17 protein-coding genes are annotated in these 17,516 nt (G+C 44.1%); 2 read left to right on the plus strand and 15 right to left on the minus strand.

Annotated features, from left to right (window positions below):
• Nucleotides 1-148: 148 nt before the first annotated feature.
• From HRU80_12900 to HRU80_12925, 6 genes are all read right to left on the minus strand, one after another.
• Entirely contained in the window at nucleotides 149-1,891 is a 1,743-nt protein-coding gene (locus HRU80_12900; GenBank protein QOJ29720.1) for a family 10 glycosylhydrolase, read from the minus strand.
• Nucleotides 1,892-2,037: 146 nt separating this feature from the next.
• Nucleotides 2,038-2,439 (minus strand): response regulator, encoded by a 402-nt coding sequence (locus tag HRU80_12905; GenBank protein ID QOJ29721.1) that lies wholly within the window; start codon nucleotides 2,437-2,439, stop codon nucleotides 2,038-2,040.
• A gap of 67 nt (nucleotides 2,440-2,506) precedes the next feature.
• Nucleotides 2,507-3,598, minus strand: a complete 1,092-nt coding sequence (gene aroB / locus HRU80_12910) for a 3-dehydroquinate synthase (GenBank protein QOJ29722.1) — start codon at nucleotides 3,596-3,598, stop codon at nucleotides 2,507-2,509.
• Nucleotides 3,595-4,137 (minus strand): shikimate kinase, encoded by a 543-nt coding sequence (locus HRU80_12915; protein QOJ29723.1) that lies wholly within the window; start codon nucleotides 4,135-4,137, stop codon nucleotides 3,595-3,597. The genes aroB and HRU80_12915 overlap by 4 nt, the downstream gene beginning before the upstream one ends.
• 119 nt (nucleotides 4,138-4,256) lie before the next feature.
• Entirely contained in the window at nucleotides 4,257-4,979 is a 723-nt protein-coding gene (locus HRU80_12920; GenBank protein ID QOJ29724.1) for a hypothetical protein, read from the minus strand.
• Nucleotides 4,980-5,078: 99 nt separating this feature from the next.
• Entirely contained in the window at nucleotides 5,079-7,145 is a 2,067-nt protein-coding gene (locus HRU80_12925) for a peptidylprolyl isomerase (protein QOJ29725.1), read from the minus strand.
• A 183-nt stretch (nucleotides 7,146-7,328) separates the two neighbouring features.
• Here HRU80_12925 and HRU80_12930 point away from each other — a divergent pair, with 183 nt between their 5' ends.
• Nucleotides 7,329-7,919, plus strand: a complete 591-nt coding sequence (locus tag HRU80_12930; protein ID QOJ29726.1) for a TetR/AcrR family transcriptional regulator — start codon at nucleotides 7,329-7,331, stop codon at nucleotides 7,917-7,919.
• Between the two features lie 361 nt (nucleotides 7,920-8,280).
• Nucleotides 8,281-9,213 (plus strand): hypothetical protein, encoded by a 933-nt coding sequence (locus HRU80_12935; protein QOJ29727.1) that lies wholly within the window; start codon nucleotides 8,281-8,283, stop codon nucleotides 9,211-9,213.
• Between the two features lie 77 nt (nucleotides 9,214-9,290).
• Here the strand turns inward: HRU80_12935 and phoU are convergent, their stop codons facing one another.
• The 9 genes from phoU to lptB form a co-directional block, all read right to left on the minus strand.
• Nucleotides 9,291-9,980 (minus strand): phosphate signaling complex protein PhoU, encoded by a 690-nt coding sequence (phoU, locus tag HRU80_12940; GenBank protein QOJ29728.1) that lies wholly within the window; start codon nucleotides 9,978-9,980, stop codon nucleotides 9,291-9,293.
• 11 nt (nucleotides 9,981-9,991) lie between these two features.
• Entirely contained in the window at nucleotides 9,992-10,750 is a 759-nt protein-coding gene (locus HRU80_12945; protein ID QOJ29729.1) for a phosphate ABC transporter ATP-binding protein, read from the minus strand.
• A gap of 1 nt (nucleotide 10,751) precedes the next feature.
• On the minus strand, nucleotides 10,752-11,705 hold the full coding sequence (gene pstA / locus HRU80_12950; GenBank protein QOJ29730.1) for a phosphate ABC transporter permease PstA: 954 nt from the start codon (nucleotides 11,703-11,705) through the stop codon (nucleotides 10,752-10,754).
• Between the two features lies 1 nt (nucleotide 11,706).
• Nucleotides 11,707-12,684, minus strand: coding sequence for a phosphate ABC transporter permease subunit PstC (gene pstC, locus HRU80_12955; protein QOJ29731.1), 978 nt, complete (start codon nucleotides 12,682-12,684; stop codon nucleotides 11,707-11,709).
• A 17-nt stretch (nucleotides 12,685-12,701) separates the two neighbouring features.
• Entirely contained in the window at nucleotides 12,702-13,598 is an 897-nt protein-coding gene (locus HRU80_12960) for a PstS family phosphate ABC transporter substrate-binding protein (GenBank protein QOJ29732.1), read from the minus strand.
• Between the two features lie 10 nt (nucleotides 13,599-13,608).
• Entirely contained in the window at nucleotides 13,609-14,673 is a 1,065-nt protein-coding gene (gene phnE / locus HRU80_12965) for a phosphonate ABC transporter, permease protein PhnE (protein ID QOJ29733.1), read from the minus strand.
• On the minus strand, nucleotides 14,670-15,431 hold the full coding sequence (gene phnC / locus HRU80_12970; protein QOJ29734.1) for a phosphonate ABC transporter ATP-binding protein: 762 nt from the start codon (nucleotides 15,429-15,431) through the stop codon (nucleotides 14,670-14,672). The genes phnE and phnC overlap by 4 nt, the downstream gene beginning before the upstream one ends.
• A complete protein-coding gene (locus tag HRU80_12975; protein ID QOJ29735.1) occupies nucleotides 15,428-16,357 on the minus strand; it encodes a phosphate/phosphite/phosphonate ABC transporter substrate-binding protein in 930 nt (309 codons plus the stop codon). The genes phnC and HRU80_12975 overlap by 4 nt, the downstream gene beginning before the upstream one ends.
• A 418-nt stretch (nucleotides 16,358-16,775) precedes the next feature.
• Entirely contained in the window at nucleotides 16,776-17,513 is a 738-nt protein-coding gene (gene lptB / locus HRU80_12980) for an LPS export ABC transporter ATP-binding protein (GenBank protein ID QOJ29736.1), read from the minus strand.
• Nucleotides 17,514-17,516: the final 3 nt, after the last annotated feature.

The raw sequence follows: 17,516 nt of genomic DNA on the forward strand, positions 1-17,516 counted from the left end.
CCTGAATGGCACAGGGATTGCATATTTATATCTGAAGCAAAGAAAGAAGACTTCTTCATTAGTACCTTCCTTCTATATACACACGACTGCCGTGGTTTGCCCTCTTCCACGGCAGTGTTATTTTAAACCATTCCTGCCTTACATCCCCTTATTTCAGAAAAAGCATCTTGATTGATTTAACACTGCCATTATAGCTTAATGAAGCATAATAGGCACCGCTGGAGAGATTTTCAGCCAGGAAATTCACCCGGTGATTTCCCTTTTCAGCCATTCCAGAGTAAAGTACCGCAACCTCTTTTCCTAAAGCGGAGTAGACAGTCAGTTTTACCTCACCTGCCTCAGGCAGCGAAAAGCCGATGACGGTTTCCGGATTGAAGGGATTTGGGTAGTTCTGGTACAGTGAAAAATCTCCGGGAGTATTGTTTTCGTCCGCTATTCCGGTTACGATGATTCCCGCAGTAATTGAGGGAGCGCTTTCATTATAGCCCTTGTCATAAGCTGTGACCGTAAAGTAATAATTCTGTGAAGGTTTATTGGCAAATACCACGGTGAAAGTTGTATCCCTTCTTCCGAAGGCAATTACTTTTTTAATATCCGATGTATCAACAGGAAAGACCGTATCCATATATACATTGTAGTATTTGGCTGTATCTCCGTCAGAAGCCGCCGGCGATTTCTGCCACTTCAGAATGTAGGTCAGTGAGTCCTGTGCCGTAACGGTAAGATTTTCCGGGGATAGCGGCTTCACATTATCCTTCCATGGCATGGGCGGAATATTGGCAGGATATAAATACTGGTTTGCCTTAATCAGATTATACAGATTCTTCTGATTATCAATAAAACTTGCCGTGCGGAAATAGGTCTGCCCCTGAGCGCCGAATTTTCTTGAAGTATCTACCTGCGCCAGAATCTCTGCAGCAGGCCAGTTGCCGTCCGCAGCTGTCATCCGGTACGCGGCGATACCCATATATATATGTCTCCCTCCTCTTCCGGTTATCCAGTCAAGTGCAAGAGAATCAAAGCGCGGACAGGTGCTTATGTCCCAGTACACCTGAGGTGAAAGATAATCATGCTTGCGTGCCAGCAGCCAGCGGCGGGAGTCCTGAAATACCTGTGTGTAAGCATCCCAGCCGGAGTTGCAGGTGCTCAGGTCTTTATATATCCCGATTGGCGCACTTCCTACTTTCATTTTCGGGCGGACCAGCTGAATAGAATCATAGATCGCAGTGACAAAATTGTTGATATTCGACCTGCGCCAGTCGCTCTTGTTTACACCACCTCCATAATTTGCGTATGAGGCAGAATCGCTGAAATCAGTGCCGGGATATCTGATAAAATCGAAATGTATGCCGTCAAGCGGATATTTCCTTACCATCTCCATGGCAAGATTAAGCAGATAGGTTTTCGTGCCCGGTTCACCTGGATCCATCCACCACTCACCATCATAGAGCTTAACTAAATTCGGATGTCTGTGCACTACATGCTGAGGATTGGTAACGGGGGGAGTTCCTGTACCATAAACTTTATACACATTCCACCAGGCATGAACCTCCATACCCCGCTTATGTGCTTCTTCAATGGTGAACTGCACCGGATCATAACCCGGATTTCCTCCCAATGAGCCGGTAAGTGCACGTGCCCATGGTTCAATGGCTGAGCCATAAAGCAGATCGCCTCTTCCCCGCACCTGAAGCATAATGGTATTAAAATTCGCGGCTTTCAGCTTATCAAGAAGCTGGATCATTTCCGTGCGTTGTGTATTTGCTCCTGATGTCCGAGGCCAGTCCAGATTAAATACGGTGGTTACCCAAACCGCGCGTACCTCTTCTTTTGGCTGTGAATAGATTAGACCGGTCAGAACAATGAGGAAAAATAGCAGAGATTTTTTCATCAAACCTGGGGAATTTATTGAAAGTTGAACTGAAATATAAGAAACATGCCTCCTCTGAGGAAGTGTTTTCAGGCAAGGGTAAATAAATGCCCGTTCCGGCCCGACACCGGAAACGGGCTTAAAGTGTTATTGCGGAAAGAAGTTTGTCAGGCTTCCTGAAGTTCATAGAACTGTTCGAATTTTCTGACCAGTTCTTTGGGGTCAATCGGTTTATCCATCATGAAATCGCATTTCAGCCATTCCTTCTCCTCCGGCGTGGAAACATCGAATTTGATTCCGGTGTGGTAAGTAGCCGAAGTTAGAATAGCCACCGGTATCTTTTTACCGTGCGGATCCTTTTTCACATGGTACGAAAAAACGAACCCTGAGTCATAGCGCTCCATCATCAGATCAACCGCTACCGCGTCAGGTTTTTGTTCCCGGAAGAGTTTCAGGCCTTCTTCGCTGGTTTCAGCAGTCAGCACCGTGAATCCGTCTTCCTCCAGAACGCCGGAAATCATTTCCAGATTATCGGGGTCTTCATCAACTAATAGTATTTTCTTAATCATGGGAGTCCTGTTCAATACACCCCAAAAACATCAAATTCTGTGCCGCCAAATCCCCCTTTATTCCCTATTATTCAAACCAGTGCAGACTGTTTTTTATTGCCTGAGAGACAATTTTCTCATTAACAGGAATATCATAAGCCGGCGGCTCACCCTCCCTCAGGAGAACAAACCTCACTTCCCCGTTGCTGCTTTTCTTGTCTGACTGCATCAGTTTCCACAATTCAGCGGGGTCAATCAGGCTGAGAAGTTTAGGGAAAGAAATCTCCCTGCAAAGAGAAATATACTCATCCGCTGTTTTCCTGCTGAGCATACCCCGCACTACGGAAAGTTCTGCCGCACAAATCAATCCTGCTGAAACTGCAACCCCGTGTTTCACCTTAAAGCTGGTAGCTGACTCAATTGCATGAGCAAACGTATGTCCCAGATTAAGCAGCTTCCTTGGACCTGTTTCTGTTTCATCTGCCGCCACTATACGTGCCTTAATGGCAATACACTCCGCCATGATACTGTTCAGCTCTTCCTGCCTTGCGCTGCCCTTCAGTCTGAAGAACCCGGCAACACGCTCAAAAAACTGCCGGTCATATAGAAACGCATATTTCACCATTTCACCGTAACCGGATTCCCATTCCGCCCGCGGAAGCGTCATCAGCAGACTACGTCCGGACCAGACTGATTCCGGCTGGGTAAAAGTCCCGATAAAGTTTTTTCTTCCTCCGAAGTTAACTCCTGTTTTTCCTCCGACCGAACTGTCAATAACCGAAAGAAGTGTGGTCGGGACCTGAATAAACCGTATGCCTCGCATATATACTGAAGCGGCAAATGAGCCGATATCACCGATGATTCCCCCGCCGATTATCACCAGCACTGATTTCCTGTCTGCCCCATGATCCTGAAGAAACGAGAGTATCCTGTTTACCGAGGCCATGGTCTTCATTTTTTCTGACGGCTTCATAATAAGTGTTCTGAAAACACCTTTGTTAAAACCGGTCAGGTCATGCACCCCATCCGTATGATACCGGTATACCTGAGCATCAACAAGAAAAAACGCACGGAATCCTTTTTCTTCAAGATAGGAAGTAAGCGGTTCAAATGCTCCCTCATGCAGATGTACCTGATAAGAAGCTGAACGGGTTTCAACCGGAATGGATATCATTGTCATATATATTTATTAATCATTTTTGCGAGAAGGTCAACAGCTTTTCCCATTGGCAGATTATCTGTCCGGAAAATAATATCCGCCTGCGAATAATAAATTTCCCGTTTTTCCATAAGATCAGCGATGCGGGTGAGAATTTTATTTTTGTCGTCATTCTCTTCCTGCATTCTCAGCACAGGCCTGTCCGTCTTGAAGCGGAGCCGCGCATACACCTTCTCAGGAGAAGTTTTCAGATAAACAATCCTTCCGCTGTTCTTAAGTATGTTCAAATTATCAAAAAATGCAATGGTTCCCCCGCCGAGCGAGACAATATGTTGCTGATAATGGCTTATCTTCTTTAGATACTCCGATTCAAGCTGTCTGAAGTATTCCTCCCCCTCTTCCTGAAAAATACCGCTGATCTTCTTCCCCGTTTCAGTTTCTATTAGTTTATCAAGATCAAGAAAATCCCACCCGATTTTATTCGCGAGTATATGACCGATCGTAGTCTTGCCCGACCCCATAAAGCCGGTAAGATAGATTAATTTAGATTTAACAGACATGATACATTATATAATTATCTGCCTGAAAAGGGTATTGAATATATGCTCTCGCTTTAAGGTCAAACTCTGTATCCGAATTCTGATCCATTCATAATTCATACTTCATAATTCATAATTACTTAAAAGTTCACCATAAAATTATACCGGACTCCCATCATAAACACTACACCATCAACGTTAATCTTCGAATCAAATTCCGATTGGCCAACCTTATACTGTCTGTTGTTATAGGTAAATTCTTCACTTACATAACCACTTTTCAGAAGCACCTGAGGATCACGGAACTTCATTCCATAAGTAATAAGAAGATTCTTATACGCCACGTAATCCCCACTCACTCCTACCTGAATGCCGTATCCCGACTGCTGATCAACCGTCTTTAACTCAGCGCTTCCCATCTCCCTCACGAACGAAGCAGGATACAACCCGGCTCCGCCATATATATAGAAACCCCAGTCATCAAGTGAAAAGGGCAGCCGGTAATATAAATTCAGCTCTATGGGGTACAATTCAAAACCATCCGTAACGCGCAGACTCCTTGTTACAAATCCGTCAAAGACGGTTACAAACCTGTTGTCCGCAGTCACGCGCATATATTCAAAGGAAAGCCCGAGCTCAAGATCCGGACTGATATTCCAGAATATCTCCGCGGAGGGATTATAAAAATCATCCAGCGGATAAAATCCGTTCCGCAGCGAAAGATCAGATGAGTAGGGAGTCGGATACACTTTGGAGGATGTTGTATAATTTCCGGACAGACTGATACCGAACCGCGCTCCCTGAGGGAGCACAAGAACTGACACAAGTATCCAGCAAACCGCGGTGAACCTTACTAACTGCAACTATTCTCCGTTAAAAAAAGAAATTTATCTAAAATTATCTTCAAAAAAAAAGCCATCCGGCAGTTTTGTCCGGATGGCTTTTTTTTAATACTCAGATCATCATCTGTAGAACAGATATCTCTGGTCTTTGATATCCGCGTTATCTTTAAGATTGTTAAGCCACTGATTATAAAGGCTTGACTTCTTCTCATTATAAATCTCGCTGCGGATTGACGGTTTCTGGGCTGCATAGGCAGTTTCATCAAAATTGGAGCGGGAGGTTACTTTGATAATATAGTATCCTCTGTTTCCTTTAAGAGGTTCAGAAACGGTATTTAACGGAAGTTTGTAAGCAGCGCCGCTGAAAGCATAGTCTGTACCAACATTCGGTATGCTGCCGGCTGTTGAGAACTGGACTGCTGTATTCAGTTTTACCTGAGAAAAAACAGATGCTGCAGCGCTCAGATCGGTACTGATCTTTGATTTAATGTTATCAGCCACTTCCTTGGCTTTTTTGAATTTCATCTCGCTGATGACTGCTGAACGGATTTCGTTCTTAATATCATCAAACTTTTTAACGCCTGCTTTTATAACATCGGATACCTTAAAGACAACGTACGAACCCTGAACGTTAAACACAGGGCTTACGGTGCTCAGACTGTTATCAAAAGCATAATGAATAATGCTCTTGTTGTACCCGATACCCGGCACATAGAATACATCCTTGGTGAAAGGTGTTGTTTCAAGCGGGGCATATTTCATTTCAGTCGCGGTTTTTTCAAAACCGTTTTTATCAGCCAGGTACGCAAAGTCGGTTGCTTCAGTCTGGATTTTATCCATGGTGGCAGGTGACGGCTTTATAGCGAGGACAATTTTCTCAGCCACATAGCGGTTGCTGCTCTTGCCATTCACTTTAATGATGTGATATCCGTATGAAGTTTTAACCGGCTTCTGAACAACGCCAACCGGAGCGCTGAAACATGCATCTTCGAATGGTTTTACCATTGCTCCCTTGCCAAACCAGCCAAGATCACCGCCGTTTGATGAGTTTGACTTATCAGCAGAAAACTGAGCGGCGAGTTCATTAAAGTTTGCGCCTTTAATAGCTGCATCATAAATGCGGTTTGCTTCTGCCAAATCTTTTGCATCATCACCCGTTGATGAAATCAGTATATGCTGCGCGCGCACATAAGGGCTTGCTCCGGGCAGAACAGCGGAAATCTTATATAACACACCCCCTTCGGCAGTCACAACCGGTCCGATAAAGGAGTTTGAGGAAGCTGAAGCAAAAAGCGCTGATGCCTCTGCCGGTACTGCGGAAATATCCAGAGTGTCCACTTTGTGAGGGACTTCAGAATATATATCAACAAAGTTTTTGAAATCTCCGGTATCCTTCTCGGCTTTGCCAAGCACTGTTACCAGTGTTTCCATTACCCTTGCGGTGTCCGCTTTGGATGCACGTACCTGAAATGTTACATAGAGAAGTTTTCTCTGCTCATCAACTTTATATAATTCAGGATTTTCATTGTAATAGGTTTTTAAATCTGCGTCAGTCGGATTGAACTGTGAATCAGGGAAAGAAGTAATTTCAACAAGCGCAAATTCTGCATCCATTTTAATGCTTCTGTCAATGAACTTTCTTTTCAGTTCACCTTCCGAAACATTAACCGTGCTGAAAAGCATGCTTGAAAGTTTATCGCTGATCAGCTGCTGGCGGACAAAATCTTCTGCCTGAACCATGATGTTTTTATTTCTCGGATCTTTAATCGCGGTAAGATATGCTTCGCGGTTAAAGTTGCCGAGCGAATCCATAAAGTTCTGCTTTAGAAACTCTGGCGGATTAGCGCCAAGGATTGCATCTCTGATTTCATCATCAGTTACTTTGATACCGTATTTTTCAATCTGCTGTTCCGTTAATATCTGTGTAACAAGAGCGTCCCAAACCTGGTCACGGAACTGTGCCATCTGATCTTCTTCGATATCCTGTCCGGTCTGATTCCGCTGATTTTCACGTGCCTGGTTTACGAACTCATCGAATTCAGTAATGGTTATATCTCTTCCATTAATTGATCCGACATTGTTTGCCCGGGCGCCCAGTGCCTCAAGAACATTCGAGTCAGAGATCACCATAAACAATACAAAGAGGACTCCCACCGTTATAATAAAAGCCGGTGCAAGGTCTCTCATTCTGGCCATCATGGGCATAGGTCTGTTAACTCCGATAATTTTAAAGAAAATACAAGACAACAAATTTAGCCAACCACCCCCGAAAAATCAAAGAAATTCTTAGTTTCAGGGGTTGTTTGAGGTCTGTCAGGTAGTTATTTTACCCTCTCTTTATCAGCTATTTTATCCATTACCAGGACAGCAGTGACAAAAGATCTACGGCAGAAAATTCTGCAGACCGCAAAAGAACTCTTCGCCAGGAAGGGTTATAAGGATACTGTCCTGCCCGATATTGCTTCACAGCTCAATATCGGTAAATCTACCCTGTACCATTATTTTGATTCCAAAGAGGATATCTATAAATGTGCGGTTGAAGAGGATATTGATCTCTATATTGCCAGAATTGAGCAGATTTTTAACGATGAATCGGTAAGTCTGGAATCCCGGCTGCATCACTACCTGACCCTCAAAGAAAAATTATCCGATTTCTTCCCTGTACTGGCTCAAAGTCTTTCAGATTTCATGAGAAAGAGCAACCCCATCTATCTGAAAGATATTATCCGCGGAATGCTTGCCCGGGAGGAACACATATTGCAGCTGGTGGTAAGTGCAATAAAAAGTACCTCACCGGAGTTTTCATCCTCCCTCCCTCTCAGGTTTTTTCCCCTTTCGCTCTTTTTCTATCTTAATATCACCCTGGTCTCCAGGGATTTGAAAGAAGAGGGAGAAAGCGACCCGGATTCCTCACTCATCACAAAAGCACTATTAAAGCTCTTTAACATCCCCGCTCCCTGAGCAGACTAAAAATGTACTCCCAAAGCAGGTCCCCGAGCCGGTCCCCGAGCGAAGTCGAGGGGAAGTCGAGGGGCGCTCCCCAAGCCACTCTGCAATCCACTCCCAAACTGGTCCCCGAGCGAAGTCGAGGGGGTCCTTAACCATCGTCCCAAATGTCCCTCCCCTCTCACCCAACTCTCTCAAACCTCCCTGCCAAAACCTTTATTTTCCTCAAACCTTGGTCTTTTTGAAAGAATTAGGTAATTTTAACCCCTTAAAAACCAAAAACATAACGGTCGTTAAACTCTGGAAATTACGTCCTCTGCACTTTTGCTCACAAAAGCGGACTAACCCATCATGAAGCTGAATTAAGGAATTTACATTGCACTGGAAAACTAAAGCGAAAATTCAAAATCTGATATCACTCCTCCCCTCTGCCCTCTCCTATGAAGTATATTATCAGGTGCAGCGAAGAATGGGCAGGCTGCAGAACTTTGGTCCGGTAATCCGGCTCAATGCCGGTATTACCACCTGGAAAAAACTGATCGAACACGGTTATCAGCCGGATGATAAAAGATTTTTTGAGGTAGGCACAGGAAGAGTTCTAAACGTTCCCCTGGCATTCTGGTTAATGGGTGCTGAATCCGTAACGACTATAGATCTGAATCCCTATCTGAAAGGCGATCTGGTCAGGGAAGATCTTCAGTATATATCAGATAACCGCAAAGAAATTGAAACATTGTTTGGCGGGCTGCTTCGCAAAGACCGTTTTGAAGAACTCATCTCATTCCAAAAAAGAACGCCGTTCATACTAAAAGACTTTTTACAGCTTTGCAATTTTACCTATATAGCTCCGGGAGATGCCGCTAAAACCGGCATTGAAACCGGCAGTATTGATTTCCATACATCGTTCACGGTTTTTGAGCATATTCCTGCTCCTATCCTCTCAAACATTCTCAAAGAAGGAATCAGGATTACCAATAAATCGGGTGCGTTTGTCCATTGTGTTGATTATTCCGATCATTTTTCCCATACTGATCACAGCATTTCCCCTATTAATTTTCTTCAGTACTCCGATAAGGAGTGGGATGCCTATGCCGGCAACCGTTATATGTATATGAACAGACTAAGACATGATGAGATGGTGGAAATTTTTACATCAGCAGGATTAACAATACTTTCAGCTGTCCCTAATCTGCACGAAGAGTCACTCAACCTTATCAAAAGCGGAAAAATATCAATTGATCCGAAGTTCAGGAGCAAGTCAGACGAAATACTTGCAACTGTGGATTCCTGGTTTATAGCAAAAAGTTAACAGAGCGGGCAGCCCTCCGGCACGAAGTGATTCTCTTTCACGGAACTTTCCGGTGAATTAAAGAGACCGGTTAATTCTTAATCCTCGTCATCGTCATCCCCGAAGAGATACTTTTCATAGTTGTGCTTTATCATTTCAGCTTCAACGATGAAATATACATCCTCGGCGATATTCGTCGCATGATCACCCAGACGCTCTAACTGGCGGGACATAACCAGCAGATGAACAGCCGGTTCTATATTCTCCGGGTTTTCCTTCATGATATCAATCAGAATCCGGTGATTTTCATTGTTCAGCGAATCAAGACGGTCATCACTCTGCACTACTTTTTCCGCAAGTTTTGCGTTTCCCTCAATAAATGCATCTATCGCGTTTTTAATCATCTCCTTTGCAAGGAGTGACATTGCGTGAATATGAATCCTTCCCCAGAATTCAGGTTTCTTCTTCAGCAGCATGGCCCCTTCAGCAATATTTACCGCAATATCACCTATTCTCTCAAGATTGGAATTGATGGTCAGTGAGGACATTATCAGCCGTAAATCCATGGCAACCGGCTGATTCAGCGCGAAAATCTTCTGACAGATTTTATCAATCTTCACATCATATTTGTCAACCTTGCTATCCCTCTCTTTAACCAGAGCAGCAAGTTCCAGATTTTCTTCTTCAACCGAACGGAGTGCAAACTCAACCTGCTCATCAACCAGACTGCACATTTTTATAACTCTGGTTTTCAGCTTCTCTATCTGATGTTCAAAATGTCTTTCCATAGTTATCTTTCTTAACCGAATCGTCCGGTTACATAATCCTCAGTTTGTTTATTTGAAGGATTGGTAAAAATTCTTGTTGTTTTATCATATTCTATAAGTTCCCCCATATAAAAGAATGCCGTAAAATCACTCACGCGGGCGGCCTGCTGCATATTGTGAGTAACAATCACAATGGTATAGTTCTGCTTAAGTTCATGAATCAGATCTTCCACCTTTGCTGTGGAAATTGGGTCAAGCGCGCTGGCTGGTTCATCCATCAGAAGAATTTCCGGTTCAACCGCAAGAGCGCGGGCAATGCAAAGGCGCTGCTGCTGTCCGCCTGATAGACTAAGTGCAGGTTCATACAGCCGGTCTTTCACTTCATCCCAGATCGCTGCCTGCCTGCAGGTGCGCTCCACAGTTTCCATAAGAACGTTTTTGTCCTTAACGCCGTTCAGTTTCGGGCCGAATACAATATTTTCAAAAATGGACTTGGGGAACAGGTTGGATTTCTGAAAAACCATCCCCACCTTTTTCCTCAGATTCACCACATCAATGGAGGGTTCGTATATATCTACATCCTCAATATATACCTTACCGTCAATTTTTACATTGTCAATCAGGTCATTCATTCTGTTGAGCGTTCTGAGGAATGTTGATTTTCCGCAGCCCGATGGGCCGATAAACGCAGTCACCCGCTTATCACGGATATTCATGGAGATATCATTCAGAGCACGGTTCTTGCCGTAATAGAGTGATAACTTGTCAACAGCTATTTTAATTTCTCTCATTCTAAATCCTTCCCAGCGCTTTTCTGAAGCGGTAGCGGAAAATTATTGCAGTAAGATTAAGAAGAATCGTCAGCCCGATTAATACAAGGGTTGAACCGTATTGCAAAGGCAGTGTTAATGTTGGATTTGCAGACTGCGTAGAAAGTATGAAAATATGATACGCCAGATACATAAACTGTTCTGTAGGATTCACCATTGGTATGCAGTAGTCCCCGATACACAAATCTACCACCGGAAGATTCGGCAGAAAAAATGCACACCCGAGAAAAAGTATCGGAGCAGTTTCACCCACTCCGCGGCTTATTGCCAGTATTACTCCCGTAAGAATACCAGGACGAGCCTGCGGCAAAACAACTGTACTGATCGTCTGCCATTTAGTCGCTCCCAATCCATATGAGGCATCGCGGTGGCTTTTAGGCACTGAGTTCAGCGCTTCAAGAGTGGAGACAATAATTATCGGAAGTACAAGAACCGCCAGTGTGGCCGCTGCCCATATCATTGCCGGCTGGCCAAAAAGCAGTCCGGTGCCAAGCACTTCATCAAGATTTTTTCCGATGAAGAGGATAAAAAATCCCAGTCCGAACAATCCGAAAACAATCGAGGGAACGCCTGCAAGATTATTAATGGATGTTCTTATAATACGGGTATATATTGAATCTTTCGCGTATTCACTGAGATAGATGGCTGAAAACACTCCTACCGGAAGCGCAAGCAGTATCATGAATACCGTTACTGCAAGAGTGCCGAAAATCGCCGGCCAGATTCCACCTTCAGTCATGTTATTGCGCGGTTCATCAAACAGAAACTCAAGCGAGAGAACACTTGCGCCGTTAATCACGATATTTCCGATAACAACAACGAGCAGCAAGACAATAAAAATAAAGATAGCCGTAATCAGGCCGATGCTTAGGGTTCCCGTTAAATCTCTGCGTTTGCTTCCGAATCCATTTGCCATATCAGAACGTATTCCTTTTCCTCATTCTGCTGACGATAATTTCGGCAATCAGATTCAGAAAAAATGTAATGATAAAAAGTATCACCCCGATAAAAAACAGCGCGTAGTAATGATCACTTCCCTGCGATACCTCACCCATCTCAGCGGCAATGGTTGCGGTCATGGTTCTGACACTCATAAAAATATTCGCCGTGATATTGGATGCATTGCCTGAAGCCATCAGTACAATCATGGTCTCGCCTATCGCTCTGCCAAAGCCAAGTATGATACTTGCTGATACTCCGCTGAATGCGGCAGGAAGGATAACCCTCGAAATCGTCTGCCATTTGGTTGCGCCAAGACCATAACTGGCCATTCGAAGTTCCATAGGTATGGATCTGAGTGCGTCTTCGGTCAGAGAAGCAATAATCGGAATAATAACCATAGATAAACCAACCGCTCCCACGAATGCATTCAGCCGGTTCGGCGGATTGAGCAATTCATTAAAAAATGATGCCCCAACAACCAGCATAAAAAATCCGAGCACTACAGTAGGTATAGCAGCAAAAAGTTCAATGACCGGTTTAAGGAATTCTTTAATCTTGGGGTTTGCTATCTCACTCAGATAGATACCAGCCCCGACGCCAAGTATCGTTGAAAAAATTGTTGCGGGTATAGCAGCAAGAAGAGTCCCGATAATAAGCGGTATCAGTGAATGGCGTGCATTGCCTGCGGTCGGAAACCATTCATAAACGGTTTTTAGAATACCCTCTTCATCCGGTTTCTGTGAAGAGATGAAATCTGAAGCGCTAATATGATTAAAGGCGTTAATCCCCTCCTTAAAGAGGAATATAAAGATCAGAATAATAAAGACCAGCGCCGTCAGTCCGTTTAAAAGAAAGAAAGCACGGATAATGCTCTCTTTTATCCGTGTTTCTTTCTTAATTTTTTTGGAATACGGTGATACCGCAGTTCCGTTTTCTGCCATATTTTCGGGCATAAGCAGCTACCTTTTCCTTACCGGGGAAGAGGTATATACTCCATGGTTTCTACAATTTTCTGCCCCTCAGGTGAAAGAACAAACTGCATGTACGCTTCAACCCCGCCTGCCGGCTTCTTTGAGGTAAACATGTAAAGATAACGGGAAATGGAATATGCTCCGTTCCAGATATCCTCAAAATTCACCTTGCCGTCTCTGGCAGGATATATAGCGGGTGAGTCTGCATCTTTTTTAACGCCGAGAATCTTAACATCGGTTCTCATGGCAAAATACCCAACGCCGCCGTAGGCAATGGCGTTCTTATCGCGGGCAACAGCCTCGGCAAGTGCAGCGGTTCCCTGCAGTACCTGTGTATTGGTTGCGTAATCAATTTCGTTGCCGTTTTTGTCTTTGCCAAGAACATGCTCACGGAAGAACTCATACGTACCGCTGGAGTTTTCTCTGCCGTAAAGGGTAATCTTTCCTTTGCCTGACTTTAAATCAGCATAATCTTTGATTTTACCGCTGAATATATCCCTGATCTGGTCCATGGTCAGTTCATTCAGAGGATTCTCAGGATGAACAATAACAGCTATACCGTCAAGAGCAACCTTAAACTCTTCATACTGAATATTCTTAGCGGCTGCCTGTTCTTTTTCCTTTGATTTTAGCTCACGGCTTGAGGCGGCAATATCAGTTGTTCCGTTAAGAAGTGCTGCAACTCCGGTTCCTGAACCGCCTCCGGTTACCTGAACAGAAATGTTTGCATTCTGATTCATAAATACCTCTGCCCATTTCTGAGCCAGGTTTACCATGGTATCAGAGCCTTTTACACTTATAACTTCCTTCTTGACTTCTTCTTTCTTCTTGCAAGCCTGGAAGAGAAAAACCGATGACAGCAGTATTATCGCATGGAGAAAAATTGTTTTTTTCATATACATCACTCTACTTAATTGATTCACGAATTTTTGCACTGATATAGTCCATTATCCAGACCACAATGGCTATCATAATTACAATCAGTCCTACTTCTTTCCAGAGAGCAAGCCCCTGATACTGCATCAGCATGGTGCCGATACCGCCTCCGCCCACCAGACCGATGATGGTTGCCATTCTTACGTTGATATCCCAACGGTAAATGGTAAAGGAAAGAAACGGCAGCACAATCTGAGGCACAACCGCGTACCAGATTATCTGCAGCTTGTTTGCTCCGGTGGCTGCAATCGCTTCAATCGGGCCTTCTTCAATTCCTTCAATAGCTTCAGAATAAAGCTTTGCGTTTGAGGCAATCGTATGAACCAGCAAAGCAATCATACCGGCATAAGGACCAATACCCACCCACACGGAGAAGATAATCGCCCAGATAAGCGGTTCTATTGATCTCACAAAATTCAGCACCACACGCAGCACATAATATGAGGCGAATGCAGTTTTTGAATCTTTCATCAGATTCCGCGCGGTGAGGAAACTCAGAATGAGTGTCGGAGGTATTGAGATCAGCGTCGCGATAAGCGCTATATATATCGTTTCAATTATCGCGAACAGCGCGTCATCAAATATGTTGAACTCCGGTGTGAAAAGTGAGCCGAATATCCTCTGAGCTCCCTCAATTCCGTCCGGAGAAAATATATCAACAATGGATATCTTGGTGATTATCCATCCGGATATAAAGGTAATATTAAACAGGAACCATCCGAACAGTTCGGTTGTCAGATCCGTCACTTTTCCTTCTTTGGCCACACCGAACAGTTTTGCTGAAAGTGATGTCTTGCTGCTTGCCCAGGCAAATCCTATGACGATACTGAGGATGAAAATAATCCCAATTTCGCTCCAGGAGAAAGGCATCTCCCTGAGATCAAGGATCAGCTTGTAATAGATCGCGCGCTGCAGCACGATCATGGAGTAAAACACAAAAAAGATATCAAGCAGAATTGCTTTGGTCAGGTTAATCCTGGCCTCACGTTCCTTCTTAGCCCCTATTATTGCATGTGGTGTTGAATGACTGCTCATCTGATTTCTACCTCCTCTGCTTCTTCACCGTAAATGGTTCTGAACCAGTTATCATCAATATCAGACGGCAGTCCTTCATAGATAATACTGCCTGCTTTCAGTGCGATCACTCTTGTGGCATAACGGCGAACCAGACTTAAAAAGTGCAGATTACATATAACCGTTGTGCCGAGTTCCTTATTCACTTTTTCAAAATACTGCATGACCGAGTTCGAAGTTGCCGGATCAAGTGATGCTACCGGTTCATCTGCAAGCAGTAGTTTTGGCTTTTGCATCAGACTGCGTGCAATAGCAACTCTCTGCTGCTGTCCGCCAGATAAATTGTCAGCTCTTATGTGTGCTTTTTCAGGAATGCCGACTGTTTCTAAGTTGTGCATCGCCTCCGCAATCACTTCCGGTGAAAACTTTTCTATCAGTGTATCCCACGTTTTTAAATATCCCAGTTTTCCTGTGAGCACATTGGTTAACACCGATCTTCTTTTTATCAGATTGAACTGCTGAAATACCATTCCGATCTGTTTTTTTACTTCACGAAGTTCATGCCCTCTCACATGAGTGATATCCTTCCCCAGAAATTCAATCTTGCCTGAAGTCGGCTCAACCAGATGGTTAATGCACCGCAGCAGAGTTGACTTACCCGATCCGCTCAGACCGATTATTACAAGGAACTCCCCTTCATGTACTGTCAGGTTTATACCCTGAAGAGCATGAGTACCGTTGTCATAAATCTTGTGTAGATTTTCAATTTTTAGTATCATTTTTTCACCAAACCCTGTAATGAAACACCGAGATTCTTGAGCATATTTCTGAGTACATCATAATCAGAGTCGTTTGTTTCAATAAAACCCCTTACATCATAAATTTCGTAAAGAGCATGCTGTCCCTCAGGAGTGGAAACAAATTTAAGAAGTGCGGCTTTTACCTTTATTTTCATCACTTCAGGAAGGTCTTTTCTGAAAACAATCGGGTCATTCGGTATCTCATCAGTCAGAGCGATGATTTTCACCACATCCCCCACATCCGGAAATTGCGTAAGAACCCGCATTCTTGCATCAAGAATTGCGCCTGTGGCCGGGTCAGGAGGTGCATAATACGTCGCACCTGCATCCACCTGCCGCTGATACACCATTGTAATCACATTATCATGCTTTATGGCGAATACTGATTCTGAGGGTTTTATATTATTTTTATCAAGAAGGGACTTTGGAAGGATGTAACCGGAGGTTGAGGCAGCGTCGGTGTAAGCAATGGTCTTTCCGTTTAGCTGCTGAATCGAGTCTATCCCGGAATCGGTTCGTACCACAATCTGACCGCGGTAAGAAATTTCACCATTATCACGGACAATTCTGAGTGCCGCTTCGGCTCCATAACGTTCATTTGCCATCAGGTAGGAAAACGTGTTAATCGAAGCAATATCAGCTTTTTTACTCCCGAATGCCTCAACTACTGCCACAAAACTGCTCGGAACCGCTGTTACAAAATGGTATCCTGTCTCTTTTTCAAGAAACTCCAGCAGAGTCCTGGCATTAGAAGTAATCTTTTTTGAGTCAACCGAAGGGGTAAAATAGATTTTAATGGGATTGCTGACACTGCCCAGTTCTTTTCTTTCGATTTCTTTAACCGTCGTGACAATCACGAAGATCAAGAAAGGCGCTGAGAGAAGGATGTATTTGAGTAGTTTCATAAATTTTTAAAGGTAGATTCTAAATATGCGAATCACCGGCCGTTTAACCAATCCGGAGCGGCCGTGCTTATGTTAAGAAATTGTTAACAGAGTCAATTTCACCCCAAAGCTCATCCGCCATTACCGCCCCCCACAGGAATCAGCTCCCATCCGCCCTTAAAGTTCTACCCCAATGTCCCCATTTTCCCATCATCCCAGGTAACCCATTAGACCCTTTCTCCGTTCCCCGAGCTGGTCCCCGAGCCGGTCCGCGAGCCGGTCCCCGAGCGTAGTCGAGGGGCAGTCCCACGCTCGCCGCTTCCCAATCGGGAGAGGGAGCATTCACAATTCACAATTCACAATTCACAATTCACAATTCACAATTCATACTTCATAATTCATACTTCATACTTCATACTTCATAATTCATAATTCAAGATCAGTATCTGTCCAGCTTAAACTTCTCACCCAAATAAAGCCTCCTGACCTCCTCATCCTCTGCCAGTTCCTCGGCTTTACCTGACTTAAAAATCTTCCCGCTTATAAGAATATACCCCTTATCCACAATACTCAGAGTCTCATGAACGTTATGATCAGTAATCAGAACCCCAATACCCCGGTTCTTCAGACCGGCAACAATGTTCATAATATCCTCCACCGCTATCGGATCAACACCCGCGAATGGTTCATCCAGCAAAATAAAAGATGGATTAGTCGCAAGAGTCCGGGCTATTTCAGTCCTCCTCCGCTCCCCGCCGCTTAGCTGAAAACCAAGATTCTTTCTGATATGTCCGATATTCAGTTCTTCAATAAGCTTTTCACACCGCTCATGCCTCTCCTGCTTGGAAAGTTTCGTGGTCTCAAGCACTGCCATAATATTCTGCTCTACAGATAGCGTCCGGAATACCGATGCCTCCTGCGGGAGATATCCCACTCCCATGCGCGCGCGTTTATACATCGGCACATTGGTTACCTCAGTATCATCAATAAAAATCTTTCCTGAATTCGGACTCACCATCCCCACCATCATATAAAACGTTGTGGTCTTCCCCGCTCCGTTCGGACCAAGCAGACCAACTATCTCACCTCTCCTCACGGAGATGGTTGATTTATTTACAACTGTGCGCTTTTTATATATCTTTACCAGATCTTCCGACCTGAATACATCATACTGCATGTT

This window comes from Ignavibacteriales bacterium (assembly GCA_015709675.1).
Lineage (GTDB): Bacteria > Bacteroidota > Ignavibacteria > Ignavibacteriales > Ignavibacteriaceae > H2-BAC3.

Coding starts and splice junctions, on each gene's coding strand:
- HRU80_12900 (QOJ29720.1), bottom strand. CDS start 1,891: ATGAAAAAATCTCTGCTATTTTTCCTCATTGTTCTGACCGGTCTAATC.
- HRU80_12905 (QOJ29721.1), bottom strand. CDS start 2,439: ATGATTAAGAAAATACTATTAGTTGATGAAGACCCCGATAATCTGGAA.
- aroB (QOJ29722.1), bottom strand. CDS start 3,598: ATGACAATGATATCCATTCCGGTTGAAACCCGTTCAGCTTCTTATCAG.
- HRU80_12915 (QOJ29723.1), bottom strand. CDS start 4,137: ATGTCTGTTAAATCTAAATTAATCTATCTTACCGGCTTTATGGGGTCG.
- HRU80_12925 (QOJ29725.1), bottom strand. CDS start 7,145: ATGAGAGACCTTGCACCGGCTTTTATTATAACGGTGGGAGTCCTCTTT.
- phoU (QOJ29728.1), bottom strand. CDS start 9,980: ATGGAAAGACATTTTGAACATCAGATAGAGAAGCTGAAAACCAGAGTT.
- HRU80_12945 (QOJ29729.1), bottom strand. CDS start 10,750: ATGAGAGAAATTAAAATAGCTGTTGACAAGTTATCACTCTATTACGGC.
- pstA (QOJ29730.1), bottom strand. CDS start 11,705: ATGGCAAATGGATTCGGAAGCAAACGCAGAGATTTAACGGGAACCCTA.
- pstC (QOJ29731.1), bottom strand. CDS start 12,684: ATGCCCGAAAATATGGCAGAAAACGGAACTGCGGTATCACCGTATTCC.
- HRU80_12960 (QOJ29732.1), bottom strand. CDS start 13,598: ATGAAAAAAACAATTTTTCTCCATGCGATAATACTGCTGTCATCGGTT.
- phnE (QOJ29733.1), bottom strand. CDS start 14,673: ATGAGCAGTCATTCAACACCACATGCAATAATAGGGGCTAAGAAGGAA.
- phnC (QOJ29734.1), bottom strand. CDS start 15,431: ATGATACTAAAAATTGAAAATCTACACAAGATTTATGACAACGGTACT.
- HRU80_12975 (QOJ29735.1), bottom strand. CDS start 16,357: ATGAAACTACTCAAATACATCCTTCTCTCAGCGCCTTTCTTGATCTTC.
- lptB (QOJ29736.1), bottom strand. CDS start 17,513: ATGCAGTATGATGTATTCAGGTCGGAAGATCTGGTAAAGATATATAAA.